At 68.9% G+C, this 26,285-nt stretch carries 27 protein-coding genes and 1 tRNA gene; 15 read left to right on the top strand and 13 right to left on the bottom strand.

Annotated elements, in window-relative coordinates; translation table 11 throughout:
* Positions 1 to 30 precede the first annotated feature (30 nt).
* From ureE to AC07PA_RS29935, 4 genes are all read left to right on the top strand, one after another.
* Entirely contained in the window at positions 31 to 624 is a 594-nt protein-coding gene (gene ureE, locus AC07PA_RS29950; RefSeq protein ID WP_494609894.1) for an urease accessory protein UreE, read from the top strand.
* 39 nt (positions 625 to 663) lie between these two features.
* Positions 664 to 1,380, top strand: coding sequence for an urease accessory protein UreF (locus AC07PA_RS29945; protein ID WP_494609893.1), 717 nt, complete (start codon positions 664 to 666; stop codon positions 1,378 to 1,380).
* Positions 1,377 to 2,075 carry an urease accessory protein UreG gene (gene ureG / locus AC07PA_RS29940; RefSeq protein WP_494609892.1) on the top strand — a complete coding sequence of 233 codons (699 nt, stop codon included), beginning with the start codon at positions 1,377 to 1,379 and terminating at the stop codon, positions 2,073 to 2,075. The genes AC07PA_RS29945 and ureG overlap by 4 nt, the downstream gene beginning before the upstream one ends.
* 19 nt (positions 2,076 to 2,094) lie before the next feature.
* Positions 2,095 to 2,182, top strand: a tRNA-Ser gene (locus AC07PA_RS29935).
* A 79-nt stretch (positions 2,183 to 2,261) separates the two neighbouring features.
* Here AC07PA_RS29935 and AC07PA_RS29930 read toward each other — a convergent pair.
* Positions 2,262 to 2,723 carry an Lrp/AsnC family transcriptional regulator gene (locus AC07PA_RS29930; RefSeq protein WP_494609891.1) on the bottom strand — a complete coding sequence of 154 codons (462 nt, stop codon included), beginning with the start codon at positions 2,721 to 2,723 and terminating at the stop codon, positions 2,262 to 2,264.
* A 103-nt stretch (positions 2,724 to 2,826) separates the two neighbouring features.
* Here AC07PA_RS29930 and AC07PA_RS29925 point away from each other — a divergent pair, with 103 nt between their 5' ends.
* Together AC07PA_RS29925 and AC07PA_RS29920 are read left to right on the top strand one after the other, a co-directional pair.
* Positions 2,827 to 4,947 (top strand): aminotransferase class V-fold PLP-dependent enzyme, encoded by a 2,121-nt coding sequence (locus AC07PA_RS29925; RefSeq protein ID WP_494609890.1) that lies wholly within the window; start codon positions 2,827 to 2,829, stop codon positions 4,945 to 4,947.
* Between the two features lie 173 nt (positions 4,948 to 5,120).
* A complete protein-coding gene (locus AC07PA_RS29920) occupies positions 5,121 to 5,840 on the top strand; it encodes a glutamine amidotransferase (RefSeq protein ID WP_494609889.1) in 720 nt (239 codons plus the stop codon).
* Positions 5,841 to 6,118: 278 nt separating this feature from the next.
* Here the strand turns inward: AC07PA_RS29920 and AC07PA_RS29915 are convergent, their stop codons facing one another.
* Positions 6,119 to 6,721 (bottom strand): Csu type fimbrial protein, encoded by a 603-nt coding sequence (locus AC07PA_RS29915; protein ID WP_007855606.1) that lies wholly within the window; start codon positions 6,719 to 6,721, stop codon positions 6,119 to 6,121.
* 254 nt (positions 6,722 to 6,975) lie between these two features.
* Between AC07PA_RS29915 and norR the strand changes: the two genes are divergently transcribed.
* Entirely contained in the window at positions 6,976 to 8,544 is a 1,569-nt protein-coding gene (gene norR, locus AC07PA_RS29910; protein WP_494609888.1) for a nitric oxide reductase transcriptional regulator NorR, read from the top strand.
* Between the two features lie 18 nt (positions 8,545 to 8,562).
* On the opposite strand, the gene hmpA is transcribed toward norR, so the two are convergent.
* On the bottom strand, positions 8,563 to 9,753 hold the full coding sequence (hmpA, locus tag AC07PA_RS29905; RefSeq protein ID WP_494609887.1) for an NO-inducible flavohemoprotein: 1,191 nt from the start codon (positions 9,751 to 9,753) through the stop codon (positions 8,563 to 8,565).
* 226 nt (positions 9,754 to 9,979) lie between these two features.
* Here hmpA and AC07PA_RS29900 point away from each other — a divergent pair, with 226 nt between their 5' ends.
* Positions 9,980 to 10,780, top strand: a complete 801-nt coding sequence (locus AC07PA_RS29900; protein ID WP_494609886.1) for an aminoglycoside adenylyltransferase family protein — start codon at positions 9,980 to 9,982, stop codon at positions 10,778 to 10,780.
* A gap of 26 nt (positions 10,781 to 10,806) precedes the next feature.
* Here AC07PA_RS29900 and AC07PA_RS29895 read toward each other — a convergent pair whose 3' ends face one another.
* On the bottom strand, positions 10,807 to 11,118 hold the full coding sequence (locus AC07PA_RS29895; protein WP_494609885.1) for a hypothetical protein: 312 nt from the start codon (positions 11,116 to 11,118) through the stop codon (positions 10,807 to 10,809).
* Positions 11,119 to 12,246: 1,128 nt separating this feature from the next.
* Here AC07PA_RS29895 and AC07PA_RS29890 point away from each other — a divergent pair.
* Together AC07PA_RS29890 and AC07PA_RS29885 are read left to right on the top strand one after the other, a co-directional pair.
* A complete protein-coding gene (locus AC07PA_RS29890) occupies positions 12,247 to 12,807 on the top strand; it encodes a hypothetical protein (RefSeq protein ID WP_494609884.1) in 561 nt (186 codons plus the stop codon).
* 39 nt (positions 12,808 to 12,846) lie between these two features.
* Positions 12,847 to 13,461: a DUF8467 domain-containing protein gene (locus AC07PA_RS29885; RefSeq protein WP_494609883.1), complete on the top strand. Its 615-nt coding sequence runs from the start codon at positions 12,847 to 12,849 to the stop codon at positions 13,459 to 13,461.
* 27 nt (positions 13,462 to 13,488) lie between these two features.
* Here AC07PA_RS29885 and AC07PA_RS29880 read toward each other — a convergent pair whose 3' ends face one another.
* A complete protein-coding gene (locus tag AC07PA_RS29880) occupies positions 13,489 to 14,874 on the bottom strand; it encodes a hypothetical protein (RefSeq protein WP_494609882.1) in 1,386 nt (461 codons plus the stop codon).
* A 190-nt stretch (positions 14,875 to 15,064) separates the two neighbouring features.
* Here AC07PA_RS29880 and AC07PA_RS29875 point away from each other — a divergent pair, with 190 nt between their 5' ends.
* Positions 15,065 to 16,003, top strand: a complete 939-nt coding sequence (locus AC07PA_RS29875; RefSeq protein ID WP_494609918.1) for a LysR family transcriptional regulator — start codon at positions 15,065 to 15,067, stop codon at positions 16,001 to 16,003.
* Entirely contained in the window at positions 15,984 to 17,018 is a 1,035-nt protein-coding gene (locus tag AC07PA_RS29870; RefSeq protein ID WP_494609881.1) for a Bug family tripartite tricarboxylate transporter substrate binding protein, read from the top strand. Before AC07PA_RS29875 ends, AC07PA_RS29870 begins: the two co-directional genes overlap by 20 nt.
* Positions 17,019 to 17,087: 69 nt before the next feature.
* Here AC07PA_RS29870 and AC07PA_RS29865 read toward each other — a convergent pair whose 3' ends face one another.
* Positions 17,088 to 18,242, bottom strand: a complete 1,155-nt coding sequence (locus tag AC07PA_RS29865; protein ID WP_007855585.1) for an ABC transporter substrate-binding protein — start codon at positions 18,240 to 18,242, stop codon at positions 17,088 to 17,090.
* A 192-nt stretch (positions 18,243 to 18,434) separates the two neighbouring features.
* Between AC07PA_RS29865 and AC07PA_RS29860 the strand changes: the two genes are divergently transcribed.
* Positions 18,435 to 18,869, top strand: coding sequence for a hypothetical protein (locus AC07PA_RS29860; RefSeq protein ID WP_494609879.1), 435 nt, complete (start codon positions 18,435 to 18,437; stop codon positions 18,867 to 18,869).
* 109 nt (positions 18,870 to 18,978) lie between these two features.
* Here AC07PA_RS29860 and AC07PA_RS29855 read toward each other — a convergent pair whose 3' ends face one another.
* Entirely contained in the window at positions 18,979 to 19,320 is a 342-nt protein-coding gene (locus AC07PA_RS29855; protein ID WP_494609878.1) for a hypothetical protein, read from the bottom strand.
* A gap of 23 nt (positions 19,321 to 19,343) precedes the next feature.
* Complete coding sequence (locus tag AC07PA_RS29850) at positions 19,344 to 19,523, bottom strand: hypothetical protein (RefSeq protein WP_494609877.1); 180 nt, start codon at positions 19,521 to 19,523, stop codon at positions 19,344 to 19,346.
* Between the two features lie 263 nt (positions 19,524 to 19,786).
* On the opposite strand from AC07PA_RS29850, the gene AC07PA_RS29845 reads away from it, so the two are divergent.
* Both AC07PA_RS29845 and AC07PA_RS29840 read left to right on the top strand, forming a co-directional pair.
* Positions 19,787 to 20,128, top strand: a complete 342-nt coding sequence (locus AC07PA_RS29845) for an I78 family peptidase inhibitor (RefSeq protein ID WP_494609876.1) — start codon at positions 19,787 to 19,789, stop codon at positions 20,126 to 20,128.
* Between the two features lie 147 nt (positions 20,129 to 20,275).
* A complete protein-coding gene (locus tag AC07PA_RS29840; protein ID WP_494609875.1) occupies positions 20,276 to 21,451 on the top strand; it encodes an MFS transporter in 1,176 nt (391 codons plus the stop codon).
* Here the strand turns inward: AC07PA_RS29840 and hemW are convergent.
* The 5 genes from hemW to AC07PA_RS29815 form a co-directional block, all read right to left on the bottom strand.
* Complete coding sequence (gene hemW / locus AC07PA_RS29835; RefSeq protein WP_494609874.1) at positions 21,448 to 22,728, bottom strand: radical SAM family heme chaperone HemW; 1,281 nt, start codon at positions 22,726 to 22,728, stop codon at positions 21,448 to 21,450. The two genes, AC07PA_RS29840 and hemW, sit on opposite strands and share 4 nt — an antisense overlap.
* An 18-nt stretch (positions 22,729 to 22,746) precedes the next feature.
* Positions 22,747 to 23,346, bottom strand: a complete 600-nt coding sequence (gene rdgB / locus AC07PA_RS29830) for an RdgB/HAM1 family non-canonical purine NTP pyrophosphatase (RefSeq protein ID WP_494609873.1) — start codon at positions 23,344 to 23,346, stop codon at positions 22,747 to 22,749.
* A 56-nt stretch (positions 23,347 to 23,402) separates the two neighbouring features.
* Positions 23,403 to 24,131 carry a ribonuclease PH gene (rph, locus tag AC07PA_RS29825; RefSeq protein WP_494609872.1) on the bottom strand — a complete coding sequence of 243 codons (729 nt, stop codon included), beginning with the start codon at positions 24,129 to 24,131 and terminating at the stop codon, positions 23,403 to 23,405.
* Between the two features lie 136 nt (positions 24,132 to 24,267).
* Positions 24,268 to 25,170 carry a PP2C family protein-serine/threonine phosphatase gene (locus AC07PA_RS29820; RefSeq protein ID WP_007855569.1) on the bottom strand — a complete coding sequence of 301 codons (903 nt, stop codon included), beginning with the start codon at positions 25,168 to 25,170 and terminating at the stop codon, positions 24,268 to 24,270.
* Between the two features lie 73 nt (positions 25,171 to 25,243).
* Positions 25,244 to 26,260 (bottom strand): serine/threonine protein kinase, encoded by a 1,017-nt coding sequence (locus AC07PA_RS29815; protein WP_007855567.1) that lies wholly within the window; start codon positions 26,258 to 26,260, stop codon positions 25,244 to 25,246.
* Positions 26,261 to 26,285: the final 25 nt, after the last annotated feature.

Here is a 26,285-nt window from a genome sequence, read left to right as displayed (position 1 = left end):
CCGCTCCCTCCTATTTCTCCCTTGGCATCCATGATTTCCGTCGGCAAACTCCTCGCGCAAGGCCATGGCTTGGCCCCCGTTCTGCTCAAGCGCGCCACCACGGTCGAACTCGACTGGGACGTGCGCCAGAAGAGCCGCTTTTCCACCACCGACTCCAGCGGGCGGGAGCTGGGCGTGTTCCTGCCCCGCGGCACCGTGGTGCGCGGTGGCGACGTGCTGGTGGCCGAAGACGGCTCGCTGGTGCGCGTGCTGGCGGCCCCGCAGGCGGTGCTGTACATCACCCACTGCAAGAACCACGGCACGCCGTTCGACCTGGTGCGCGCGGCCTACCACCTGGGCAACCGCCACGTGCCCATCGAGCTGCAGCCCGACCACCTGAAGATCGAGCCCGACCATGTGCTGGCCGACATGCTGCGCGCCATGCACCTGATCGTGCACGCGAAAGACATGGCCTTCGAGCCCGAGGGCGGCGCCTATGCGACAGGGCATGGCGGCGGGCACGGCCACCACGGGCATGACCATGGCGACCATGGCCACGCGCACGAACACTCCCACGACCATGGGCACGATCACGATCACGATCACGACCATGGTGACGGGCACGGCCACAAGCATGCGCACTGAGCGCGGCACCACGCGGCACTGCAAGCCACCCATACCATGATGACGCGCGAGCCCCCCGCCCCCACGGCGCTGCCCGCGGCCAGCCTGCTGCAACTGATCTGGCTGGCATCGCCCGCGTTGCCCGTGGGCGGGTTCTCGTATTCCGAGGGGCTGGAGAGCGCCATCGAGTCGGCCGGCGTGGCCTCCGAGGCGGCGGTGGCCGCCTGGCTGCTGGACCAGTTGCACATCACCCAGGCGCGCGGCGACATGGCCGTGGTGGCCCAGGCCGTGGGCGCCTGGCGCCAGGCCGACATGGCGCATGTGCGCGAACTCAACGACTGGGTGTTGCACACGCGCGAGACCAGCGAGCTGCGCCTGCAGACCGAGCAGATGGGCCGCTCTTTGGCCGACTGGCTGCGCAACCAGCACCAGGGCGATGCGGCGCGCATGCCGGCCGTGCAGGCGCTGGCCGCGCTGCCGCCCACCTATCCCGTCGCCTTTGCGCTGGCCGCATCGACCACCGAGGCCTCGGTCTACGACGTGCTGCTGGCCTTTGCCTTCGGCTGGGCCGAGAACATGGTGCAGGCTGCGCTCAAGTCCATGGCCCTGGGCCAGAGCGCGGGCCAGCGCATCCTGGCCAGGCTCGCGCAGGCCATCCCCGAAGCTGCCACCTACGCGCTGGCGCTGCCCGATGGCGAGCGCCAGGCCTTTTCGCCCATGCTGGCCATTCTTTCGGCCCGGCACGAAACCCAGTACTCCCGCCTTTTCAGATCATGACGACCACCACGACCCACACCAGCGCGCTGCACCACGTTCCCAACCGCACCAAGCACCTGCCCCCGCTGCGCGTGGGCATCGGCGGCCCCGTGGGCTCGGGCAAGACCACCTTGCTCGAAATGCTGTGCAAGGCCATGCGCGACGACTACGACCTGATCGCCATTACCAACGACATCTACACCAAGGAAGACCAGCGCCTGCTGACGGTGAGCGGCGCCCTGCCGGCCGAGCGCATCCTGGGCGTGGAAACGGGCGGCTGCCCGCACACGGCGATCCGCGAAGACGCATCGATCAACCTCGAAGCCATCGACCGCATGCTGGAGCAGTTCCCCAATGCCGACGTGGTCTTCGTCGAGAGCGGCGGCGACAACCTGGCCGCCACCTTCAGCCCCGAGCTGTCGGACCTGACCATCTACGTGATCGACGTGGCCGCCGGCGAGAAGATCCCGCGCAAGGGCGGCCCCGGCATCACCAAGAGCGACCTGTTCATCATCAACAAGACCGACCTGGCCCCGCACGTGGGCGCCAATTTGGACATCATGGAATCGGACACCGTGCGCATGCGCACCACGCCCCAGGGCCTGCGCCCCTTCGTGATGACCAACCTGAAAACCCTGGCCGGCCTGGCCGAGGTGGTGCGCTTCATCGAGACCAAGGGCATGCTGACCAAGGCAGGGGCCGCTGCAGCCGGCTAGAATACGCGCCTTCCCTCCCGGAGACTTGGGTGAGCGGTTTAAACCAGCAGTCTTGAAAACTGCCGACGGGCAACCGTCCGTGAGTTCGAATCTCACAGTCTCCGCCAGATGCCAAGCAGACATGCGCCTCTTGAGGCGCTTTTTTGTTTTGCCCGTCCATACAACGGATGGATATCGGCGGCCGTCCTACTCGACATAGGACAGCGGTAGTGCCGTCGTGAATTTCAGCTCTTCCATCGCGAAGCTGGACGACACATCGAACAGCTGGGTACCGGCGATCAGGCGCTTGTACACCTTGCCATAGGCGGCGATGTCGGGCACCACGACGCGCAACAGGTAGTCCACGTCACCGCTCATGCGGTAGAACTCCACCACCTCGGGAATGGCCTGGATCGTGGCGCGAAAGCGCTCGAACCACTCCTCGGTGTGGGTGCTCGTGCGCACCGACACGAACACCGTGACCCCTACGTTCACCTTGGCTGCGTCCACCAGGGCGACGTGGCGGGTGATCACACCCATCTCCTTGAGGCGCTGGACGCGCCGCCAGCAGGGTGTGGCCGAGAGGCCCACGCGGGCTGCCATGTCCGCGATGGGTGTTTCGGCATCGACCTGAAGAATCTCTATCAATTTGCAATCAATAGAATCCAATTTTATTTTTGCCATGATTTTGAGATTTTAATTCCAATTTTTTGGCCAATCCTTGGAAAGATTGCAAGCCCTTGCTGCACGGGCTCGCCGAGAATTTGGCGCCATGGAAGAAATTTATCTCGATGCCAACGCCACGACACCGGTACTCCCCCAGGCCCGCCTGGCGGCGCTGGCGGTGATGGGCGAAGCCTTTGGCAACCCCAGCAGCATCCATGGCAGTGGCCTGAAGGCGCGAGCGCTCATGGAGCAGGTACGCGACCGCGCCCGCCGCTTGCTGGGTGCGGCCGGTGGCCAACTGTGCTTCACCAGTGGCGCCACCGAAGGCATACAGACCGCCGTGCTGTCGGCCCTGACCGAACTGCGCCGCCGACGCGATGTCGGAGAAACCCAACAACCCCTGCAGCTGCTCTACGGGGCCACCGAACACAAGGCGGTGCCGGAGGCACTCAGGCACTGGAATGCCCTGCTGGGCCTGCACTGGCCGGTGCGCTCCATCCCGGTGGACCACCAGGGGCGGCACGACCTGGCCTGGCTGCGCCAGCAGGCACCGCAGGCCGGACTGGTATGCACCATGGCCGCCAACAACGAGACCGGGGTGGTCAGCGACCTCGACGGCATCTGCGCGGCGCTGGCGGACAGCAACGCGCTGTGGCTGGTCGACAGCGTGCAGGCCCTCGGCAAATTGCCACTGCACCTGGCCGAGCGCCGCATCGACTACGCCCCCTTTTCCGGGCACAAGCTCTATGCGCCCAAGGGCATCGGCATGCTGTACGTGCGCGAAGGCGCACCCTTCACCCCGCTGATGACAGGGGGCGGGCAGGAAGGCGCGCTGCGCGCAGGGACCGAGAACATCGCAGGCATTGCCGCACTGGGCGAGGTGCTGCAGGCCCTGGAAGCAGGAGACACCTTCGCGGACCAGGAGACGCTGTGGGCGCACCGCGAGCGCCTGGCGTTGGCGCTGACCGACTCCTTCCCCGGGCTGGTGTTCAACGCCCCGCCATCGCTGTGCCTGCCGACGACGCTGAACTTCGCCGTGCCCGGCCTTGCTTCCAGGCTGCTGCTGGACCTGTTCGATGCCGCCGGCCTGCGCGTCAGCGGCGGCTCGGCCTGCAGCGCGGCCAAGGCCCAACCCAGCTATGTGCTGGAGGCCATGGGCTTGCCCGCCTGGCAGAGTTCGGCGGCCGTGCGCCTGTCCTTCGGTGCGGCCGACTCCTGTGAGCTCATCGAGCGTGCCTGTGCACGCATCCGCGCCTGCGGCGCCTCGCTGCGCGCCCATGGCTTGACGGTCCATGCGCCCGCTGGCAACACCACGCCCACCGGTCTGGTGACCCGCTTCGTGGTCGATGGCGCCTGCTGCTACCTGGTGGCCGATGCGACCCGCCGCCACTGCGTGCTCATCGACCCCCTGCCCGCACACACCGAACAGATCACCCAGTGGCAGCGCCGCCACCACCACACCCTGGTCGCCGTGCTGGCAACCACCAGCCGCATGGAGCATGCCGCATCGGTGGCCACACTGAGCGCCGCCTTCCCGGAGTCCATGCAGGCGCTGGGCCCCGCCGAACCCCTGGGGTGGCCCCAGGGCGAGCACCAGATTCAGCTGAGTCAGCACCGCATCACGCGGCTGGCGCCACCCGTGCACAGCGCCGAGGCAGCCGCCTATGCCCTGCACACGCCCGACCAAGGCCAGCTGGCCTTTGTGGGCACCTCCGCCATGGCGGACGCGGGCTCCCAGCACTGGTTGACCCAGGCCTTGGCACCCCATGCGCTGCTGCTGCCCGGCCACGACGATGCACAGCACTTCGCCTGGACCCTGGGCCAGGCCGACTCCACGCACCCATCGCGCCTTAAGGAACTGCATGCCGAGCCAGAGACCCTGACTCTGTCCCGGGAGCGATTGCACCTGCAGTTCCGGACGTCCCCAGCCCCGCTTCTGGTCGACGTGCGTGAACCCTACGAGCACGCGCTGGGCGACAGGCCCGATCTAGGGCAAGGCGTCCACCCGAATGTTCAGGCGGTTCCCCTGGGCAGCCTGCTCAATGCCTTGCCCACCTGGCTGGGGCTGGAGGCCGATAGGCCCGTGCTGTTCTACTGTCGCAGCGGCAACCGCAGCGCGCAGGCGGCGCGCGCACTGCGCCGCCTGGGCCATGCCAACGCCTGGAGCCTGGAGGGCGGCCTGGCACTCTGGACGGCACAGGCCACACCGCCGGCCCTGGCCCGTTGAACGGCCGATAAAATCGCCCGTGAAACCCGCCCTGGCGCGAGACTCGGGCACATCAACGCACTGCACTGGATCGCTTCGAATCCAGGTTCCTGCGACCACGGTCTTCGCCAGTGACGAGAACCACAGCGCCCTTTTGGGGCGCTTTTTTCTGGATACCCCCTGCCGCTGCACACATGACCGCAAGCCCCGATCCAAGCTCCTTCAGCAAACCCATCCTCATCGTCGCTGCTGGAAAAACCTTCCCCGGCATCCGCGAGGCCCAGGGTGACTTCGACGACTGGATTGCCGCCGGCCTGGGCGACGCACTTCCCCAGCGGCGCATCGATGCGCAGCAGGATGCAGCCGGCCTCCCCGATCCGTCAGCGCTGTCGGCCGTGGTGGTCAGCGGCTCGCACGCCATGGTGTCGCACCTCGAGCCCTGGAGCGAACAGCTGGCGCTGTGGATGCGGCGCTGTGTCGAGGCGCAGGTGCCGGTGCTCGGCATCTGCTACGGGCACCAGTTGCTGGCGCATGCCTTCGGCGGGCAGGTGGACAACCTGCCGGGCGGGCCGGAGGTGGGCACGCACGCCGTGCGGTTGATGCCAGATGCTGCGCAGGACGCGCTGCTGGCAGGGCTGCCGGCCCAGTTCCCGGCGCAGCTGGTGCATTACCAGTCAGTGTTGCGCCTGCCGGACGGGGCCGTGCTGCTGGCGCGCAGCGATCTGGAACCGCACCAGGCCTTTCGCGTGGGCGGCTGCGGCTGGGGCGTGCAGTTCCACCCGGAATTTTCGGCGCAGGCGATGCAGGCCTATGTGGCCCATGTCAAGGAGGCGCGGGGGGCCCATGTCAGCGCCACGCCGGATGCGGGCAGCGTGCTCAGCCGGTTCGCGGCGATGGTGGCTGCGCGCAGTTGAGGGCTGTTGCCCGTGGTGCGCCTACCAGGGCACCATGATGGCGATCAGCAGAAACCCCACCACGACGGCGATGATGGCGACCGTGCGGCCGGTGGCAGAGCGGTTACGCCCCGAAGAATGGGGAACCTGACCAGAAGACGATGGGGACGGGGGCATGGCGGGCTCCTGGAGCGATCAAATGGATGCCCCGACCTTAGGCCCCACGCCACGCGGGCCGCGTAAGACAATGCTGCGTCCCTGGCAGCGACAAATGGCCGACCTGCAGGCCGACCCTCCCCTCAATAGGTGACCGTGACCTGCAGCGTGTCGGTGTACATGCCCGCGGGCAGGGCGGCCGGGGTCGATTTGTTGATCTGGCCGTGGATGGGCAGCGAGAACGCCGCGCCGCTGGCCGGCACATTGATTCCGGTAACGGCCGAGCCGGCAGGATAGGGCTGGGTATGGCCGGCGTCGCGGTACAGCTCGTAGGGGATGTAGGCGGCGGTGCTGCCATGGCGCATGGCGCGCGAGCCAGTGCCGATACCCGTGCCCTGGCCCGCGTAGGCACCGGGGCCGACCTGGATGCTGATGCCCAGCACCTCGGGCGAGCAGACCAGTTGCGTGGGACCGGAGACGCCCTCGGCGCCCGAGGGCGTGGCGGTGACGGTGCCCGTGAACGTGCCAGGGCGGGTGCCGAAATCCAGGGTGCCGAAGTTCAGGCCCGCCGAGGCGCCGGAGCTGCCAGCGACCATGCAGCCTGCCGTGAGCTGCATCTGCGCCTGCAGGGTGCCGCCCAGCGTTCCCGCGGCCACCGGCCCTGCTGCCAGGCAGCCGGCCAGTGCCAGGCCTGTTGCCAGCCACCGTTGGCGGCCGGTCCATGGTTGTCGTTTGCCCGCGCGCATCGCGTTCACCTCAAAATATTCCCAGAAATCTTGCCTGCGGGGTGGATGGCTGCGGCCACCTTCGGCCACACCCTGCACCCCATCCCAAGCCCCCATGAACTGAACAACGGTGCCTGGAGCTCGACTTGTGCCAATCGTATCAGTTTGTAAACAAAATATGTAGAGGGTTCTCCTCAGATGGCGGTCTGGGCGAGTTCCCGCACACCCCACGAGTCCAATCCGCCCGCGGGACAATGGCGGCACGTTTGCCCCCCATGACCCCCCAGACCCTGCTCACCGCGCTGCTGCCCCTGATGGCCGACCTGGCGCAAGACCTGCCCGAGACCGAGCGCCACCGGCGCCTGCTGGAGGCCCTGCGCGTGCTGCTGCCGTGTGATGCCACCGCCGTGCTGCGGCTCGATGGCGAATGGCTGGTGCCCCTGGCCGTCAACGGTCTCTCGCGCGATACGATGGGGCGGCGCTTTCGTGTGGCCGAGCACCCGCGCTTCATGCAGCTGCTGGCCGCTGGCGGCCCCGTGCGCTTTGCCGCCGACTGCGGCCTGCCCGACCCTTTCGACGGCCTGGTGGAGGGCCTGCAAGGCCACCTGCCGGTGCACGACTGCATGGGTTGCGCGCTGCAGGTGGACGGCCGGCCCTGGGGCGTGGTCACGCTCGACGCGCTGGAGGTGGGCCGCTTCTCGCGTGTGGCGCTGCCCACGCTGCAGGCCTTTGCCAGCCTGGCCGCCGCCAGCGTGGCCGTGGCCACGCGCCTGCATGGCCTGGCGGCCGAGGCCGAGGGCGAGCGCCTGCGCGCCGACACCTATGCCACGCAGGCGGCCGGCGCGCGCGGCGGGCCGCGCCAGCTCATCGGGCATGGCGCAGCGCACAAGCGCCTGCTCAAGGAGATCGCGCTGGCCGGCCCGACCGAGCTGTGCGTGCTGATCCAGGGCGAGACCGGTACCGGCAAGGAGCTGGTGGCCCAGGCCCTGCATGCCGCATCGCCGCGCGCCAGGCGCCCGCTGGTCAGCATCAACTGCGCGGCCCTGCCCGACAGCCTGGTGGAGAGCGAGCTCTTCGGCCACGTGCGCGGCGCCTTCACCGGTGCCGTGGGCGAGCGGCGCGGCAAGTTCGAGCTGGCCGATGGCGGCACCCTCTTCCTCGACGAAGTGGCCGAGTTGCCCCCTCCCGTGCAGGCCAAGCTGCTGCGCGTGCTGCAAAGCGGCCAGCTGCAGCGCCTGGGCTCCGACCGCGAACACCGCGTGGATGTGCGCGTGATTGCCGCCACCAACCGCGACCTGGCGCAGGAAGTGCGCGAGGGCCGCATGCGCGCGGACTTCTACCACCGCCTGAGCGTGTACCCGCTGCCGGTGCCACCGCTGCGCGAGCGCGGGCGCGATGTGCTGCCCATCGGCGGCTTCTTCCTGGAGGAGGCGCGCTCACGCATGGGCCTGGGCGCCGTGCGGCTGGACGCCGCGGCCCAGGCCGCCCTGCTGGCCTACGACTGGCCGGGCAATGTGCGCGAGCTCGAACACCTGCTGGGCCGCAGCGTGGTCAAGGCGCTGGGCCGGCATGCGCAGCGCCCGCGCATCCTCACCCTGTCGGCCGAGGACCTGGACCTCGGCAGCGCGAAGAACACGACCACGGCCACGGCACCACCCGCCACGCCCGAAGCGCCCGCCAGTCACCTGGGCCTGCGCGACGCCGTGGCGCAGCTGGAGCGGCGCATGGTGCTCGACGCGCTGGCACAGCACAACCAGCAGTGGGCACCGGCCGCACGGTCCTTGCGCATCGATGCGGCCAACCTCGCGCGCATGGCCAGGCGCCTCGGGATCGAGAGGGGCTGAGCGCCCCTGTGCCCGCTGTTATTCCAGGGCCGATGCGGGCCCGAAGAATTCGAAGCGCGACTGCGCATCGGGCATGCCCCAGTGGCGCAGGCCGCGGCGCACCTGCTGCATGAAGGGCTTGGGCCCGAGGAAGTAAGCATCCACGTCGCGCGTATCGCGGGGCAGCCAGCGCTCCAGCAGGTCCAGGTCGAGCCGGCCCACGGCATGCGGCAGGCCGGGTGCGCCCTGGGTCACCTCGTCGTAGCAGTAGTAGCGCTGCAGTTGCGCCGGGTGGCGCGTGGCGGCCTCTTCGATCTGCTCGCGAAAGGCATGCACCTCGCCATTGCGCGCGCAGTGGATGAAGGTCACCGGGCGCTCGGTGGCCAGCGCCTGCTCCAGCAAGGCCAGCGTGGGCGTGATGCCCACGCCGCCGCTGATCAGCACCACGGGGCGCTCGCCCTCGGCCAGCACGAAGCCGCCCGACGGGGGCAGCAGTTGCAGGGTGTCACCCTCGTGCACCTGGTCGTGCAGGTGGTTCGATGCCACGCCGCCCGGCTCGCGCTTGACGCTGATGCGGTAGCTGCGCCCGTTGGGCGCGGCCGACAGCGAGTAGTTGCGCCGGATGTCCTTGCCTTCCACGGTCAGGCACAGGCCGATGTACTGGCCCGGCGCAAAGTCCATGAGCGCGCCGCCATCGGCCGGAACGAGGTGAAAGGAGGTGATCTCGGCACTCTCGCGCACCTTGCGCAGCACGGTGAAGGCACGCTGCCCGCGCCAGCCGCCAGGTGCCGCGGCCTGCGCGTCGTAGCGCGCCCGCTCGGCCCCGATCAGGATGTCGGACAGTTGCCCGTAGGCGGCCGTCCACGCGTCCATCACCGCGTCGGTCGCCACCTCGGCGCCCAGCACATCACGTATCGCGCGCAGCAGGCAACGGCCCACGATGGGGTAGTGCTCGGGCAGCACCTGCAGCGCCACGTGCTTGTTCACGATCTGCGAGGCCAGCGGGCCCATGGCCTCCAGCCGGTCGATGTGTTTGGCATACATCAGCACGCCATTGGCCAGTGCGCGCGGCTGGTCACCCTTGGCCTGGTGGGTCTCGTTGAAGAAGGGCCGCACCTCGGGGTGCTCGGCCAGCAGCATCTTGTAGAAGTAGGTGGTGAGCGCCTCGCCCCCTTGTTCGAGCAGGGGCACGGTGGACGAGACGATGGCGCGTTGGGAATCAGTGAGCATGGCGGGGGGACACAGGGATCGAGTGGATGAGACCCTGAACAGTGCAACCGCCGTGCCGACATGCGCGGCCTTGTGGATCAATGACTTGCATCAAGCACAAGTCACAACGACTGGCACGGATGGCTGGTCGTTTTGACTTTTCAATGTCGAAATGACTGGCATGCGAGGGGCACTGATTTCCCGGCGGCGGGATGGGATTTTCCTGACCGAACGTATGCTCGCGGGCATGGAGCCTGCACCCGACATCGTTCCCCAGCTCACAGGTGCGTGCGCCGTGCTCGCCCACCACCTGGGCGATGGCCTGCGCGCCATCCACCTGTACGGCTCGGCGGTGCACGGCGGCCTGCAGCCCCGCAGCGACATCGACCTCATGGTGACCGTGGCCCAGCCCCTGGCCGGTGCCACGCGCGAGGCGCTGATGCGTGCGCTGCTGGCACACTCGGCCCCGCCCGGCAGCCCCGGCGCCCTGCGCGCGCTGGAGGCGACGGTGGTCGTCCTCGACGAGGTCGTTCCCTGGCGCTACCCGGCGTGGCGCGAGATGCAGTTTGGCGAATGGCTGCGCGACGACATCCTGGCCGGCCGCTTCGAGCCCGCCATGGTGGACCCTGACCTGGCCATCCTGCTCACCAAGCTGCGGCTGCACAGCGTGGCACTGGTAGGCCCACCCGCGGTGGACCTGTTCGCCCCCGTGCCCGCCAGCGACCTGCGCCGGGCGCTGGCCGACACCATCGCGCAGTGGAATGCACCGCCCGACTGGCAGGGGGAAGAGGCCTCCATCCTGCTCGCCCTGGCACGCATCTGGTACAGCGCCAGCACCGGCGCCATTGCATCGAAGGATGCTGCGGCCGCCTGGGCGGCAGAGCGCATGCCGCCCGAGCACGCTGCGCTGGTGCAACGCGCGGCACGGGCCTACCTGGACGGACTGGAAGATGGCGGGCTGGCCGCCATGCCCGATGCCGTGGCCGCCACCATCCACTGGTGCAAGGCGCGCATCGCGCAGCTGCTACGGCAGAAGCCCGCAGGCTGAACGCCCTGTAGGCTGGCGCCACAAGGCTACAAGGGCGTCGCCGTCAGATGCAGGCCCTGCCTGGCCTCGTTGGTGTGCATGAGGAACGACGACACGAGCTGGTGCACGCTTGCCTTGTCGAGGTGGGTGTCGAGCCGGATGTACAGGCCGTCGCATGTCGGCTTGGCGGCCCGCAGGCGCGCCTTGGCCCGCGGCATGGAGCGGACGACGTGCTTGAGGACCCCCCTGAATGCGCAATAGGCCTGCAGCACATCGTCCCTGCTGGGCTCCGCCGGGAGGCCAGCCAGCGCTGCAGTGCCCGCTGATGGGGTGTGGGCGATCCGGTAGCTGTAGATCATGCGGCACCTCCTTGCAAAACCTGCACCTTAAGCGCCCAACCGGCGCGGTGGTGTAGGCAAAACCCCCAGCCATGGCGACGCGCTCCAGTTCGCCCTGGCTTGCACCACCGCACCCACCGTCCACAGCCACCGTGGATGACCCTGTGGAAAACGCCGGTGGATACGGCGCAAAGCCAATGCCCGCGCGGCTTGCAACGCGATGCCTGCCATTTCATCAGTGCCCGGTGCAGGGGGTGCCGCAGGCGCGCACACCGTCCACAGGGGGCGTGGATGACCCTGTGGACAAGCACGGTGAATGCGCGCTAGAGCCAGCACTGGCGCGGCCTGCAACGCAGTGCCTGCGAATTCATCAGCCCTGCGCAGTCACCGGCGCCTCTGCCCGTCCGCAGCGAACCTGCCCTGCCCCTTGCCATGCCTGCGGCGCCTGCACAGCACAATGAGTCCACAGCCACCGTGGATGACCCTGTGGAAAAGGCCTGTGCATGCCGCGCAAAGCCAATGCCGGCGCGGCTTGCAACGCGGTGCCTGTGAATTGACCAATGGGCGTGCAGCGGGTGAAACAGGGCCTCCACGGGCGCCCGCAAACTCCACAGCCGGCGTGGATGACTTTGTGGACAACTCCTGTACAGGCACGCCAGAACCAGCACTGGCGCGGCCTGCAACGCGGTGCCTGCGAATTCATCAGCCACGCGCCGCAGCCGCCTCCGCGGCCCGCCCCCAAGCGCGCCGAGGGCGCGGCGTGCAGGCACGGACACGCCATCCACAGCCGCCGTGGATGACTCTGTGGAAAACCCCCGGGGATACGCCGCAAAGCCAGCACTGGCGCGGCTTGCGACGCGGTGCCTGTTCTTTCATCAGCCCGCTGCCGCACGGTGGGGCACGGCGTTCCGGGCAATTTTTCGGCCCTGGCACAGGGCTGGAAAAAGCCCGCCCGTGGTGCTGAGAACAGCCCCGGTGCATCGCGCCCCGCGGCAAGTGGCAACCGTCCACAGCCACCGTGGATGACCCTGTGGATAACACCTGTGCATACCCGCCGGGCCCAGCACTGGCGCGGGTTTCAACGCAGTGCCTGCGATTTGACCAGTGCGCCGGCGCATGCACGGCTACACTGCCCGCAGGAGGTGTGCCATGCAACCAGATTCGTCACCCGCGGCCGGCAGGGGCCCCTTTCTGCCGGACGTTGCCAGGATCGCGCTGGGCGTGTTCATCGGCGGCCTGGCGGCCCTGTTCGCCCACGATGCCATCGTCGGCCAGCGCCCACCGGCACCACCGCCAGCCACGCCCGCAGTGATGCAGTCACGGCCCGTAGGCGACGACAACAACAACAACAACAACAACAGCACGCAGGCCACGCCGCCGCCCGTGGTGGTCCAGCCCGCACCGCCACCACCGCCGCCCGCGCTCCCCGTACCGCCACCGCCAGCCCCGCCACAGGCCGAGCCCCCCGCCAGCCAGCCCCTGCCGGCCACGCAGGATGCGCAGAGCCAGAAGAAAGCCGACGACGACCTCAAGACGGCCCAGGCACTGGCCGCCCGGCTGGAAGCCGAGCGCCAGCAGCGCCGGGCCGACGCCTGGGCCCGCTACTTCCAGCCCAGCCCGGTGTGCCGGGCCGATCCGACCACGCGCCCCTGCGCCGACGCCCACCTGGCGGCGCGCAAGCGCTTCGATGCCCAGTACGTGGACCGCTGACGGCGCATTCCAGAGGCGCGCCCCCGCCCTTCTTCGCCGATGAACAGCCAACTGCGCTTTGTGATGCACCCCGACGACGAGCGCGAGTTCGCGGCGCAGGTCCTTGCCGACCCTGCGGTGCTGCTGATCGACGGCCCGCGCTGGAAGGCCGCAGAGCCACAGACGTTCCGCACCCTCGACGCCATCCGCGGCAGCTATTGCATCCTTTGGTCGCCCGATGACCAGGCCGCGCTCGACGCGCGCTACATCGCCGGCTGCAACGACTGGTACTGCGAATCGGAGTACGCCACCGTGCAGTTCCTGCGCTCCGAGGTCTTCACAGGCGGTGTGCTCACCGAGGGGCGCATCGCGGTCTCCACGGGCAGCGCCAGCGCGCAAGCCGCCCAGGGGGTGGAGCGGCGCTACAAGGCCCTGGGCCGCTTCGTGCGCAAGCACTACGCCAACGCGGTGGTCCGCTGGTGCAACCCCAGCCTGCCCTTCGGCCCGGCCGTGCCGGGGCGCTCCGCCAACCCCGGCAAGCCCGACGCGCAGGTCTGGGTGGGGCCGCACGCACTGCAGTGGCTGCGCGCGGATGCGCAGCAGCGCTGCGTCAAGCAGTTCCGCAATGCGGTGGTGGAGGCACGGCTGGCAGACAGCTTGCCCGCCACGGTTTAGCCGCTCCGCTGCGCCCGGCCCCCTTGATCAGGGCCGCGTGCGCGCTGGCACGCGTGTCTCCAGCGCACCGGGCACATAGGCCGGTGCAAAACTGCAGCCCGCGCCGAAGCGCGCTTCCAGCGAGGTGCAGCGCTGCGCCACACTGGTGGGCGTGGACTTGGTGCGCGTCTCCACCCAGTCGAGCAGCGAGGTCACCAGGGCCGGGTAGGTCGGGTCGCTGATGTAGCTGTGCGTGCCGGTGTTCACGAAGGTCTGCACCAGGCGCTCGCCGCTGCCGCCGCGGTCCATCACGGTCTTGAAGTAGGCATCGAGTTCGACGAAGGCCGTGGGGTCGCTGATCCACTTGGTGGTGAGCACGGGCACGGGGATGGTGCCCTTGGGGTCGGTGTCGTCGCCGAAGCGCTGCACGGCGACCGGGTCGGCGCGGTAGCGCAGCACGCCGGCATTGAGCGCAGCGTCGTCGGCCGAGCCGCTGTAGACCACGCCGGTGTTGCCGAAGGGGCTGGCGCCGCCGGTGCGCTTGGCGGTCACGTCCTGGAAATGGTAAGTGCCCCAGCTCAGGTGGGCGGAGATCGAGCTGGCGGGGATCTTGACCACCTTTTCGATGGTCTCGACCTTGCGCTGCTGCTCGGGCGTGCGCTGCGCGGCGGTCTTGTCCAGGCCCAGGCATTCGTTGGCACGGGCGTTGAAGTCGTCGCGCGCCAGGGTCAAGGTGGCCGGCAGGCCGAGGTTGAGCGCATAGCTCGCTTCGGTGGGCCGCGGGTGGTTGTTGCACAGGTACTGGTAGACCACGCGCAGGTCCAGGCGGAAATCGTAGGAGCGCGTGCCGCCGGCCAGCACGCCGCTGGTGAGCAGCACGGCATCGTAGGGCTGCGATCCCACGGTCTGCGCGGTGAACATCTCGGCGGCCTTGGCCGCCACGCCCGCGCCCCATGACTGCCCGTGCAGCACGGTGCGCCTGGGGACCGCCACGTGCTCGTTGAAGATGCGGCGCAGGCGCTCGGTGTCCTCGGCCGCTGCGCGCACTTCGACGCCGCCCTGGCGGAAGGTGGAACCCGCCCAGGCGTAGCCGGCCTTGACCATGATGGCCCAGCGCACCAGGTCTTCCTGCGCGCGCTCGGCCGTGGGGGCGGCCAGGTCGGGCCCGCCGTGGGCGTGCAGGACCAGGTTGCCGCCCCAGTCCTTGGGCGTGGCGATGAGGTAGTAGGCGCCGGCCGAGTCGCGCCCGCCCAGGCAGGTGGCGGTGGCGGGCAGCTCGGCAGGGCAGGCCACGGGCGTGGGCTTGGCCTCGGGCGGGTACGAAGGGCCGTCGCTGCCGCCACAGGCGGACAGCAGGGTGATGGCCGACAGGGTGGACAGAACGGACAGGGTCGACGAAGCGACCGGGCTGCGCGAGCCGGTGGTGGAAGGCATGGATGGGTCTCCGGTTGTTGTTGTTGAAAAACGCGTGTTCCCGGTGCGTGCTGATACGTGCTGGTGCGCGGGGCACAAGGCCCGCCACAGGGAAACCGACGAGGCCGGCTGCAGGGAACAGGGCGTATCCTAGGAGCGTAGGCTGCACATGCCAAACACCTGAATAATCTGTGGTCCATACGTTATGAATATCGAGTTCCGGCACCTGCGCTACTTCGTCGCCGTCGCGGATGCCCGGCACATCACGCGCGCCGCCGAGCGCCTGGGCATGCAGCAGCCCCCGCTGAGCCAGCAGATCAAGGGCCTGGAGGTGGAGCTGGGCGTGCCCCTGTTCCTGCGCCACCCCAAGGGCGTGACGCTGACCGATGCGGGCCAGCTGTTCTATGCCGAGGCCACGCGCCTGCTGCGCGACTGCGCGGCCATGCAGGAGCGGATGCTGGCCTTTGCCGATGGCAGCCAGGGCATGCTCTCCATCGGTTTCACCAGCTCGTCGGCAGCGCACGACTTCACGCCCGAGGCGCTGCGCATGTGCCGCGCCACCTACCCCGGCATCCAGCTGGTGGTGAGCGAGAACAACGCCGCCGAGATCACCGACGCGGTGGCCTCCTCGCGCCTGCACTGCGGCTTTCTGCGCGTGCCCGTGGCGTGGCCCAAGGGCGTGGTGCTCAAGACCTTGCTGCAGGAACCTGCGGTGCTGGCCATGCCGCGCGACCACCCGCTGGCGCAGCTGCCCGCGGGCAAGAAGCCCGGCGCGGTGCAGCTCAAGGAGCTGCAGGGCGAGAAGTTCATCTTCGTGCGCAAGCCCGGCGCGCCGGGGCTGTATGCCAACCTGCTGGAGCTGTGCACGCGCGAGGGCGTGGCCATCAACGTGGTCTCGGAGGTCGACCGCATGATGACCAACCTGAACCTGGTGGCCGCCGGTGCCGGCATCTCGGTGGTGCCCTCGTCCATGCAGGGCACGCACCACAACGCCATCGTTTACCGGCCGCTGGCCCGCGCGGTGAAGCTGGGTGCGCCGCTGACCCTGGCCTACCGCAAGAGCGACTGCCATGGCCCCACGGGGGCCTTTGTGGAACTGGTCACGAAGATCGCGGCCGAAAGGGCCCGTGGTGCCACTGCAGCCGCCTGAGACCGCGCCGCCTCACACCACCGCCTGGCCGCGCCGCCGCCTGCTGCGCGGGGCCCTGGGCGGTGCTGCACTGGTGGCCGGCATGCCGGCCGTGCATGCCGCCACACAGGCCGTACCGTGGCCCAACCGCCCCGTGCGCCTGATCGTGGTGTACCCGCCCGGGGGCGTGAGCGATGCGACCGCGCGTGCGCTGGCGCAGCCACTGGCGCAGACCTTGGGCGTACCGGTGCTGGTGGACAACCGCGCAGGTGCCGGCGGCGCAGTGGGCATCGACCTGCTGGCCCGCTCCGCCCCCGACGGGCACACGCTGGCCTTCTCGGCCATCACGCCGCTCACGCTGCAGCCTCTGCTGGTGCCAGGTGCACGCGACCTGCTCACCCAGGTCATGCCCATCGTGGGCGTCATGCACACACCGGTGCTGGTCATCGGCACGCCGGCCCTGGGGCCGCGCTCGTTCACCGACATGATCGCCCTGGCCCGCGCGCGGCCCGGCGCCGTGCGCTGGGCCAGCTCGGGCGTGGCCACCACCGGGCACATGGTGCTGGCCCAGACGCGGCTGCACAGCGGTGCCGACATCACCCACGTGCCCTACCAGGGCGGTGGAGTGCAGCTCAACGACGCGCTGAGTGGCCAGTTCGAAGTGCTGTCCACCAACCTCGCGGCGCAGCAGCTCGAGTACGTGGCCGCAGGGCGCCTGCGCGCACTGGCCGTGGGCTCGCCCGACCGGCTGGCGGGCCTGCGCGATGTGCCCACGCTGGCGGAGCTGGGCTACCCGCGCGCCAACCTGAGTTCGCTGTTCGGTCTGTTCGCACCGGCGCACACGCCGCCTGCCCTGGTGCAGGGGCTGAACGAGGCGGTCAACCGCATCCTCGGTGCAGGAGGGCTGGCGGCCTCGCTGCGCGACAAGCATGTGCTGCCCGCAGGCGGTACGGTGGCTGCCTTCGCACAGCAGATCGCCGCCGACCGGCAGGGCAACGAAGCCCTGGTGCGACGGGGCGGGGCGCTGCTGCGCTGAGACGAGACGCCCCCTGAGGCGCTCCCTGCAGTTGGCGCACCATGGACAACGGGGGGTGATAAGCCGGCGCTACTGCCGGATGCGGCCAGTGGCGCTCACGATGGACAGCTCCACGAAGCGCGAGCCACTGCGCTGGCCAGGACGGTAGCCCACGGTGTAGCCGCCCAGGTCCAGGCTGTCGATGCTGTCCAGCGCGGCAGCCAGGTTCTCGCGCGTCGGCTTGGCGCCGGCACGGCGCGCGGCCTCGGCGATCACCTTGGCGGCGATGTAGCCCTCCATCATGGCGTAGCTCACGGGCACATCGGGGTCGCCGCTCTTGGCCTGCACCTCGCGGAATTCCTTGCTCAGCTTGCTCGATGCGCGGTACGGGTTGGGCGTGACCTGGGCGATCGATATGCCCTGCATGTGCTCCTCGGCCAGGCGCTTGGCCAGCTGCTCCAGGTCCACGTCGGAAGAGGCGAAGAGCCGTGCCGTGCCGCCTTCCAGCCGGTACTTCTCGATGAAGGCCGAAGCGGCGGCGCCGCTGGTGATGAGGATGATGGCCTGGGGCTTGGCCGCCTGCAGCAGCTTGTTGGCGTTCTCCATGCGCAGGGTGTCCATCTCGTAGGAGCCCTTGGCCATGAGGCTGCCGCCGTTCTTCTTCACGGCCTCTTCGGCGCTGGCGAGCAGCGCGGGGGCGTCGGGGCCTTCCTCGTACAGCAGGCCCAGCTTGGTGATGCCCACGGTGGCCAGGTGCTCGGCGATCTTGCCGATCTCGTCGCGCAGGCCGGCGCGCACGTTGTAGAGCAGGGGCGAGTCGGGCTGGAAGGTGCTGCTGCGGTAGCCCACCAAGGCAATCTTCTCCTTGGCCAGCAGGCCGGATTTCTGCAGCGCGGCCAGGTTGCCGGCGCCCATGTAGCCAGCCAGCAGCAACGGGCGCTGCTCGGCCAGCAGCTGCTGGGTGGCGGCCAGGGTCTGGTCGGCGCGGCCGGTGTCGTCCTTGCGGGCCAGCACCAGGGTGTTGCCGTTGATGCCGCCGGACTTGTTGACGTGGTTGAAGTACATCTGCATGCCCGCCGAGTAGCCCCGGCCATCGCTGGCCTTGAGGCCCGACAGCGGCGCCACCTGCCCCACCACGATGGGGGCCGCCTGCGCCACCCCCAGCATTGCCAGCAGGGCGCCGGCACAGAGAACGGGGCTCAAAAGCCATGGGCGGACGGGGGTCGCGGCAGCGCTCGGGTTCATGTGTCTCCTCTGGTCTTTGTCGTAGTGGCAGCACCGGCGCCCTCATGCCCGGTGACCGAGCGCGTTTATACCAGCACTGGCACCAGGGCGACAGCCTTCTGTCAGCTTCGATTTCGCAGAAAACTGGTCGTACGGGCTTGCACTCTTGTTCGGAGAGTGCAACCATGGGTATCAAATTCCCGGGGGAATGCCATGAAGAAGCTACTCTTGCTGCTGTTGGCCTTGGCGGTATCGCACGGCGCGCTGGCGCAGGCCAGCGAGGCGCCGAACCTGGATGCAGTGCAGCTGCCGCCCATGGCGCAGCCGGTGGCCAGCCCGGCCACCAAGGGGGCCACCAGCCAGGCCCTGGTGATCGAGCCCACCTACTTCTACACCTACCTGCTGAGCACCAGCACGGGCACCACGTACCCGACGGCCACCCAGTCCATCGGCTACCTGACGCGCAACGATGCCTTCTTGCAGTTGACCGGCTATCTGGGCTGCACGGTGGCGGGCACCTTCATCCCCTTCGACGGCTACTTCGCAGACCGGTACAACTGCCCGTTCTACAACGGCATCATCGTGGTGGCATGGGCGCCCAGCCTGGTCTACTCACCCTGGATCTGGTACTACTACCTGATCCCTTGAAACGGCTGCACGCCGCACCGTCCTGAAGGCAGCGCAGCGGCGGGGTGCGACCAGAAGAAAGCGAGGAAGCCGCGTTAGAGCGGGCTCCTGCGTGGACGCGGTGGCGGGGTCAGCGCGCGACCAGGGCCAGGACCAGCAGGCGCTCGGCAATGTCGTCGGCGTCCCGCTCCATCTCCACCAGGCCGAAGCTGCCAGCGCACCAGCCTCCATACCAGATGCGGAAGGCCTTGACGCCAGCGACCGGCGAATGCTCGCCATACCAGCGGATGGCCTCGTCGATGCGCGAGTGGTAGGTGGGGGCGCCGACCTGGTCGCGCTCATCGAACATGCGCGCACGGTAGCTGTGCGCGCCATCGTGGGCGATGTGCAGGATCAGGCTGCCCGGCACAGCGTCGTCCTCCTCCCGCGCGGGGCGCTGGCGAGGGCTGGGATTGGCAATGGCGGCAAGCATGGTGGTGTCCTTCTGCAAGGGTTTCAGCCCATTGCCTGGAATTCGCCGTACACCGTATCGCCGAACTGCGGCTCCACCTGCACGTGGGCCATGTCGGTGCGGCCCACCATGAGGTATTCGCTCTGCTGGGATTGCGAGGCTGTGCGCATGGGCTGGCCCATCTGCAGGGGATCGGGCTCGCCGATCAGTTCAAGGCGCCTCATGTGAAGGTCTTCGAAGTGCATGGTTTCCATCCTCGCGTGCGGCAAAAACAGGGGCTATGGCTGCATTGGCGCACTTTCGATGAAAACGCGGAGTCGGAGAGCCGAGGAGGCCCGTGTAGGAAATGTCCTGCACCGGGCAGCCTTCCCAGTAGGCAGCGCCATGGCGGTTACGCCGCGTCACAAATGGGTGGCACGCCAGGCAGTATGGTGGTGGACACAAGCCTTCTCTGTACCCCTTCGCCTTTTTCTTTTCAGGAGACTCCATGCGCCGCAGCCCCCACCGCCCCCTTCTCGCCACCTGCGCGGGCCTCGCCCTGGCCCTCCTCGCAGGCTGCGCCGGGACACCCGCGCGCACGCCCGCGACCGACAGCACGCCCTCGGTGGGCCCCGGCCCCAAGGGCGGTACCTGCAATGCCGCACCCGCCCAGGGTGCCAAGGGCAAGCAGCCCACCGCCAGCACGGTGGAGCAGGCACGCGTGGCTTCCGGCGCGGCCATGGCCCGCGTGCTGCGCGACAACCAGCCCGTGACCATGGAGTTCAACGCCGAGCGCCTGAACCTGGTGATAGACGCGAGCGGAAAGATCACCACGGTGCGTTGCGGCTGAGGTTGCCATGGCCGGCCGGGGCCCGGCGGCTGCGGCTGAGAGCCATCGCCCGCCACCCCAGGGCGCAGCCCGGGCGGCCAGGCCTGCAAGTACCATCGGTGTGCAAGCCGCTCTGCTTGCGGTTGTTGTGCGCCACGCGTTTTCCCGATGCCCCTGCCCTCCCCCACCACCCGCGCCATTGCCGCGCTGTCGCTCACCCAGCTCATCGGCTGGGGTTCCACCTTCTGGTTGCCGGCCGTCACGGGGCCGGCCATGGCGGCTGAGCTGGGCATGGGCCTGCCGCTGGTGATGGCCGGGCCCACGGCCATGCTGGTGGTGATGGCCCTGGTCTCGTGGCCTCTGGGCGCCGTGTTCGAGCGCCACGGCGCGCGCCCGGTGATGGTGCTGGGCTCGCTGCTGGGCGCACTGGGCCTGGCGCTGGTGGGGCTGGCGCAGGGCCCTGTGTCCTACCTGCTGGCGTGGACCGTGCTGGGCCTGGCGGGCGCCGGCATGCTGAGCACGCCGGCGCAGATCGCGGTGACCGAGATCGCGGGCGACAAGGCGCGCCGGGCACTCGGTGTGCTGATCCTCGCCGGGGGCCTCACCTCCACGCTGTTCTGGCCACTCACGGGCGTGCTGCAGGCCCAGTGGGGCTGGCGCGTGGCGACGCTGGCCTTTGCAGCGCTGGTGCTGCTGGTGTGCCTGCCGCTGCACTGGGCCATGCTGGCGCGCCGCCCGCGCGGGCAGGCCATGGCGCACGCCGCCGCGGAGCCCGTGGCCATCGACCGGCCGCGCTTCGTGCTGCTGGCCACGACCTTCGCGGCCAACGGCTTCGTGACCTGGGGCTTCGCGCTCACCATCATCATCCTGTTCGAGGCGGCGGGGCTGAGCCATGCCAGCGCGCTGGCGGCGGCCTCGTTCATCGGCATCGCGCAGTGGGCGGGGCGGCTGTTCGACTTCCTCGGGGGCGGGCGCTGGTCGGGCTTTGCGCTGGGGCTGGCGGCGTCGGCCCTGTTCCCCTTGAGCTTCATCGTGCTGCTGTCGGCCGAAAGCTTCACCGGCGCGCTGCTGTTCGCGCTGGTCTACGGCATGGCGGGCGGGGTGATTGCGGTGAGCCGTGCGACACTGCCGCTGCAGGTGTTTCCGGCCGCCGCCTATGCACGCGCGTCGGCGCGGCTGGCGATGCCGCTGAACCTGTCGTTCGCCGTGGCGCCGCCGGCCTTCGCCGCACTGCTGACCGGTGCGGGGCCCCACGCCGCCCTGTGGCTGGCCTTTGGTATCTCGCTCGTGGCGCTGGGCGCGCTGTTCGCGCTGTGGAGGCTGCAGCGCCACGCCATGCACTAATCGGCCAGGAAGAGTTCCTGCAGGTCGCTCAGGAAGTCGAAGCCCCGCTCCGTGGGCCGTACCTGGCCGCCCGGCTCGCGCACGATCAGGCCCTTGGCCTCGGCCCTGTCCAGGGCCTTGGCGATGGCGGTGATGGGCAGGCCGGTGCGCTCGGTGAAGTCCTTGAGCGCAAAGCCCTCGCGCAGGCGCAGGGCGTTGAGCATGTACTCGAACGGCAGGTCGGCGCGGCGCACCTCTTCGTCCTGCGCCACGGCGTGGCCGGCCAGCGCGTTGTCCATGTAGCGGCCCGGGTCGCGAAAGCGCACCTGGCGCACCACGCGGTGGGCAAAGCTGAGCTTGCTGTGCGCGCCCGCGCCAATGCCCAGGTAGTCGCCGAACTGCCAGTAGTTGGTGTTGTGCCAGCACTGGTGGCCGGCCCGCGCGTAGGCCGATATCTCGTAGCGCGAAAGGCCGGCCTTGCCCGTCATCTCGGTGATGCGGTCGAGCATGGCGTAGGCCTGGTCGTCCTCGGGGATGGCCGGCGGGTACTTGGCGAAGTAGGTGTTGGGCTCGATGGTCAGGTGGTAGATCGAGATGTGCGGTGGATTCAGCGACAGGGCCAGGGCCATGTCTTCCTCCAGCTCGGCCGGGGTCTGCCCAGGCAGGGCGTACATGATGTCGAGGTTGAAGGTGTCGAAGGCCTCGGCGGCTTCGCGCACGGCGGCCAGGGCCTGGGCGCGGTCGTGCACGCGGCCCAGGGCCTTGAGGTGCCGGTCGTTGAAGCTCTGCACGCCGATGGACAGGCGCGTGATGCCCGCGGCGCGGAAGGCCTTGAAGCGGTCCTTCTCGAAGGTGCCGGGGTTGGCCTCCATGGTGATCTCGCAGTCTGCCTCCAGGCGCAGGCGCGCGCGGATGCCGCCCACCAGGCGGTCGATGGCCGCGGGCGAGAACAGGCTGGGCGTGCCGCCGCCGATGAAGATGCTGTGCACCGGGCGGCCCCAGATCAGGGGCAGCGCAGCCTCCAGGTCGGCCATCAGGGCGTCGATGTAGCGCTGCTCGGGCACCTCGCCAGGGGCTGCGGCGTGCGCAGCGTCGGCCCCTGCGGCAGCACCCCGGTACTCGTGCGAGTTGAAGTCGCAGTACGGGCACTTGCGGATGCACCAGGGCAGGTGCACGTACAGCGACAGCGGCGGCAGGCTCTGCAACTGCAGCAGGCCGGCGCGCATGTAGTGCTGGATGTCGCGCACCACCGCGGGCTCGGCGGCCTCGGTGTCGGGGACGATGGGGATGTGGGCCATGGGAGCGTCCGGATTGGCTCAGAACCAGCGCTCGCGCATCAGCGCCAGCATCTGCTGGGCCGAGCGGCCGCGGTGGCTGTGGGCGTTCTTCACTTCCACGGGCAGCTCGGCGAAGGTTTTGCCGAATTCGGGGATGAACATCACCGGGTCGAAGCCGAAGCCGTTGCTGCCGCGCGGCGCGCGCGTGATCTCGCCGACCACGCGGCCCACGGCGATCAGGGGCTCGGGGTCTTCGGGGCTGCGCACGGCCACCAGGGTGCTGACCATGGCGGCACGGCGTTGGTCGATGTGCTGCATCTGCTCCAGGATGGCGCGCACATTGGTGTCGTCGCCTTTTTCGTAGCCGAACTGCGTGGCGTAGTAGGCCGTATCCACGCCCGGCAGGCCGCCGAAGGCGTCCACGCACAGGCCTGCATCGTCGGCCAGGGCCGGCAGGCCGGTGTGGGCAGCGGCAAAGCGCGCCTTGGCCAGGGCGTTCTCGACAAAGGTGCGAAAGGGCTCCTCGGCCTCGCCCACGCCCAGGTCGCCCTGGCGCACGAGTTCGACCGCGAGCGGCGCCAGCATGGCCTTCAGCTCGGCCAGCTTGCCGCGGTTGTTGGAGGCGAGGACCAGTTTCATCGTGGGAACCATCTTTGTCGTCATGGGGCCGGCACCCGGCCCCGGGAAAATCGAAATCAGTCGCGAAGTGCCTGCTGCTGGAGCGTGATGAGCTCGGCAATGCCTTTTTCGGCCAGGGCCAGCAGCGCATCCATCTCCTTGCGCGTGAAGGCCACGCCCTCGGCCGTGCCCTGCACTTCCACATAGTGTCCCGCACCGGTCATGACCACGTTCATGTCGGTGTCGCAGCCCACGTCCTCCACGTATTCCAGGTCCAGCAGCGGCGTGCCTTCGACGATGCCCACCGAGATGGCGGCCACCGACTGGACCAGCGGGGATTTGGCGATCTTGCCGGCGGCCAACAGCTTGGTGACCGCATCCTGCGCGGCCACGCAGGCGCCGGTGATGGCGGCGGTGCGGGTGCCGCCGTCGGCCTGGATCACGTCGCAGTCGAGCTGGATGGTGCGCTCGCCCAGCAGCTTCAGGTCGAACACGGCGCGCAGGCTGCGGCCGATGAGGCGCTGGATCTCCTGCGTGCGGCCGTTCTGCTTGCCGCGCGCGGCCTCGCGGTCGCTGCGGCTGTGGGTGGCGCGCGGCAGCATGCCGTACTCGGCCGTGACCCAGCCTTCGCCGCTGCCGCGCTTGTGCGGTGGCACGCGCTCTTCCACCGAAGCGGTGCACAGCACCTTGGTGTTGCCGAACTCGATCAGCACCGAGCCCTCGGCATGCATGGTGTAGTGGCGGGTGATGCGCACGGGGCGCAACTGGTCGGCGGCACGGGCACTGGTGCGGGTGAAAGCGGTCATGGTGTTTCCGGTACAGAAGGAAGAAAGGCCCTCGCGTGCCGCCGCGGTGGCGCAGGTGCGAAAGACAGGTATCTCAGATCGGTGCCAGGCCGGCCACGCCCCCGGGGAGTGCAGGCCTGACGGCGCTGCCAGCCCGTCAGGCCTTGCGTGCGGCGGAGCGGCGGATGGCTTCGTTGATCTCGGCGATCGAGCGCTCGATGGCGGCGTCGTCCAGGTCGTCCACCAGCCCGTCGAGCGGCCCGGCCTGGATGGTGGAGGCGAACACGTCGTCGCTGATGCTGTCGGTGGACACGCCCTGGGTGGACTCGAAGGCATCGGGCGTCTCCCACTCCAGCGCCACCACGGTCACGTTGTCGCTGCTGTCGCCAGCCTTGCGCAGAGCGTCCTCCACCAGTTCGGGCACGGCATGCGACACCGCCTGGAGGGCCATCTGCTTGGCGATCTCTTCATCGCTGAGCGTGCCCCACAGGCCGTCGGAGCACAGCAGGATGCGGTCGCCCTGCTCCAGGTACACCGGGCCGGTGATGTCGTAGATGGGCTTGGTCGGCGATCCCAGGCAGGTGAACAGCACGTTGCGGTTGATGCGCTCCAGCCCCGGCGGTGGGTTGTTGCGCAACTCCATGTACGAGTGGTCGCGTGTGCGCGTGAGCAGGTCGCCGTCGCGCACCATGTACAGGCGCGAATCGCCGCAGTGGATCCAGGTGGCCGTGCCGGCCTGCACCACGGCCGCCACCAGCGTGGTGCGCGGCGTGTCGAGCATGCCCTTGTCGGTGGCGTAGCGCAGGATCTGGTGGTGCGCGGCCAGCAAGGCGCCCGAGAGGAACTCCTGCACGTCCTTGAGCTGGGGCTTGGCCTCGCGCTGGAACAGCGCCGAGACGGTCTGCAGCGCGATCTGCGCCGCCACCTCGCCCTCGGGATGGCCACCCATGCCATCGGCCAGCACGAACAGGCCCGATTCGCGCGTGTAGCAATAGCCCATGCGGTCTTCGTTCTTCTCGCGGCCGCCGCGGCGGCTGATCTGGAACACGGAGAACTTCATAGTGATTCACCCAGGCAAGGGGGCGCCAGGACGGACAGGCAGGGCGCCTGGACCTGCTTTGCGTGCGCCGTGTTCATTTGGGCTTGGCTCCGATCCCGGTGGCTTCACCCACCTTCTGCACATTCTTCTTGGTGTCGGACACCAGGGTATCGAGCTGCAGGCGCATCTTCTCGGCCACCGTGAGCTTGGTATAGCGGCGCTCGCCTTCGCGGCTGAGTTCCTTTTGCAGCGCGAACACCGACTGCGGGCGCGACAGCGGGTCGAGCGCCATGCACCACTCCACCACCTCGATGAGGTTGTCGGAGTACACACCGCGCAGCTTGGTCAGTGCCAGCGAGAGGCGGTCTTTTTCGATGCGCTGGGGCGCTTCGTTGGGCGGAAAGCCCTGCATGCAGGCGTAGATGCAGGCGCCGATGGCGTAGATGTCGGTCCAGGGGCCCATGGACGAGTCGCGCCGGTACATCTCGGGTGCGGCGAAGCCGGGCGTGTACATGGGGCGGATGAAGTTGCCTTCCTTGGACAGCACCTCGCGCGCCGCGCCGAAGTCGATCATCACCGCCTTGTTGTCGTCGGTGATGAAGATGTTGGCCGGCTTGATGTCCAGGTGCAGCATCTTGTGCTGGTGCACGATGCGCAGACCGCGCAGCACCTCGTCGAACAGCGAGCGGATGGTGGACTCGCGGAACACCTTCTGCGTCTTGAGGTCGCGCGCGGTGATGATGAAGTCCTGCAGGGTGGCACCCTCCAGGTAGTTCATCACCATGTAGACGGTTTCGTTCTCACGGAAGAAGTTGAGCACGCTCACCACCGAGGCGTGCGAGATCTGCGCGAGCGCGCGGCCTTCTTCGAAGAAGCTCTTGAGGCCCAGGCGGTACAGCGACAGCTTCTCGGACTGCACCTTTGGCAGCAGCTCGCCCGGGGCACGGGTGGCCAGGGACGAGGGCAGGTATTCCTTGATGGCGACCTGCTGGCCTTCGGTATCGAGGGCCAGGTAAACCACCCCGAAACCACCGGATGACAACCGGCGCACCACACGGTAACCACCAATCGCGGTATCGGGTGGCAAGGGGGCCGGTTTGATTTTTGACATATTTTGCGAAGATGACTCGGGGGTA

It is taken from the genome of Acidovorax sp. GW821-FHT09B03, from assembly GCF_059418305.1.
This window is presented reverse-complemented; position numbering and strand designations above follow the sequence as displayed.

Coding starts and splice junctions, on each gene's coding strand:
- ureE (WP_494609894.1), top strand. CDS start 31: ATGATTTCCGTCGGCAAACTCCTCGCGCAAGGCCATGGCTTGGCCCCC.
- AC07PA_RS29945 (WP_494609893.1), top strand. CDS start 664: ATGACGCGCGAGCCCCCCGCCCCCACGGCGCTGCCCGCGGCCAGCCTG.
- ureG (WP_494609892.1), top strand. CDS start 1,377: ATGACGACCACCACGACCCACACCAGCGCGCTGCACCACGTTCCCAAC.
- AC07PA_RS29925 (WP_494609890.1), top strand. CDS start 2,827: ATGGAAGAAATTTATCTCGATGCCAACGCCACGACACCGGTACTCCCC.
- AC07PA_RS29920 (WP_494609889.1), top strand. CDS start 5,121: ATGACCGCAAGCCCCGATCCAAGCTCCTTCAGCAAACCCATCCTCATC.
- AC07PA_RS29915 (WP_007855606.1), bottom strand. CDS start 6,721: ATGCGCGCGGGCAAACGACAACCATGGACCGGCCGCCAACGGTGGCTG.
- norR (WP_494609888.1), top strand. CDS start 6,976: ATGACCCCCCAGACCCTGCTCACCGCGCTGCTGCCCCTGATGGCCGAC.
- hmpA (WP_494609887.1), bottom strand. CDS start 9,753: ATGCTCACTGATTCCCAACGCGCCATCGTCTCGTCCACCGTGCCCCTG.
- AC07PA_RS29900 (WP_494609886.1), top strand. CDS start 9,980: ATGGAGCCTGCACCCGACATCGTTCCCCAGCTCACAGGTGCGTGCGCC.
- AC07PA_RS29895 (WP_494609885.1), bottom strand. CDS start 11,118: ATGATCTACAGCTACCGGATCGCCCACACCCCATCAGCGGGCACTGCA.
- AC07PA_RS29890 (WP_494609884.1), top strand. CDS start 12,247: ATGCAACCAGATTCGTCACCCGCGGCCGGCAGGGGCCCCTTTCTGCCG.
- AC07PA_RS29885 (WP_494609883.1), top strand. CDS start 12,847: ATGAACAGCCAACTGCGCTTTGTGATGCACCCCGACGACGAGCGCGAG.
- AC07PA_RS29880 (WP_494609882.1), bottom strand. CDS start 14,874: ATGCCTTCCACCACCGGCTCGCGCAGCCCGGTCGCTTCGTCGACCCTG.
- AC07PA_RS29865 (WP_007855585.1), bottom strand. CDS start 18,242: ATGAACCCGAGCGCTGCCGCGACCCCCGTCCGCCCATGGCTTTTGAGC.
- AC07PA_RS29860 (WP_494609879.1), top strand. CDS start 18,435: ATGAAGAAGCTACTCTTGCTGCTGTTGGCCTTGGCGGTATCGCACGGC.
- AC07PA_RS29855 (WP_494609878.1), bottom strand. CDS start 19,320: ATGCTTGCCGCCATTGCCAATCCCAGCCCTCGCCAGCGCCCCGCGCGG.
- AC07PA_RS29850 (WP_494609877.1), bottom strand. CDS start 19,523: ATGAGGCGCCTTGAACTGATCGGCGAGCCCGATCCCCTGCAGATGGGC.
- AC07PA_RS29845 (WP_494609876.1), top strand. CDS start 19,787: ATGCGCCGCAGCCCCCACCGCCCCCTTCTCGCCACCTGCGCGGGCCTC.
- AC07PA_RS29840 (WP_494609875.1), top strand. CDS start 20,276: ATGCCCCTGCCCTCCCCCACCACCCGCGCCATTGCCGCGCTGTCGCTC.
- hemW (WP_494609874.1), bottom strand. CDS start 22,728: ATGGCCCACATCCCCATCGTCCCCGACACCGAGGCCGCCGAGCCCGCG.
- rdgB (WP_494609873.1), bottom strand. CDS start 23,346: ATGAAACTGGTCCTCGCCTCCAACAACCGCGGCAAGCTGGCCGAGCTG.
- rph (WP_494609872.1), bottom strand. CDS start 24,131: ATGACCGCTTTCACCCGCACCAGTGCCCGTGCCGCCGACCAGTTGCGC.
- AC07PA_RS29820 (WP_007855569.1), bottom strand. CDS start 25,170: ATGAAGTTCTCCGTGTTCCAGATCAGCCGCCGCGGCGGCCGCGAGAAG.
- AC07PA_RS29815 (WP_007855567.1), bottom strand. CDS start 26,260: ATGTCAAAAATCAAACCGGCCCCCTTGCCACCCGATACCGCGATTGGT.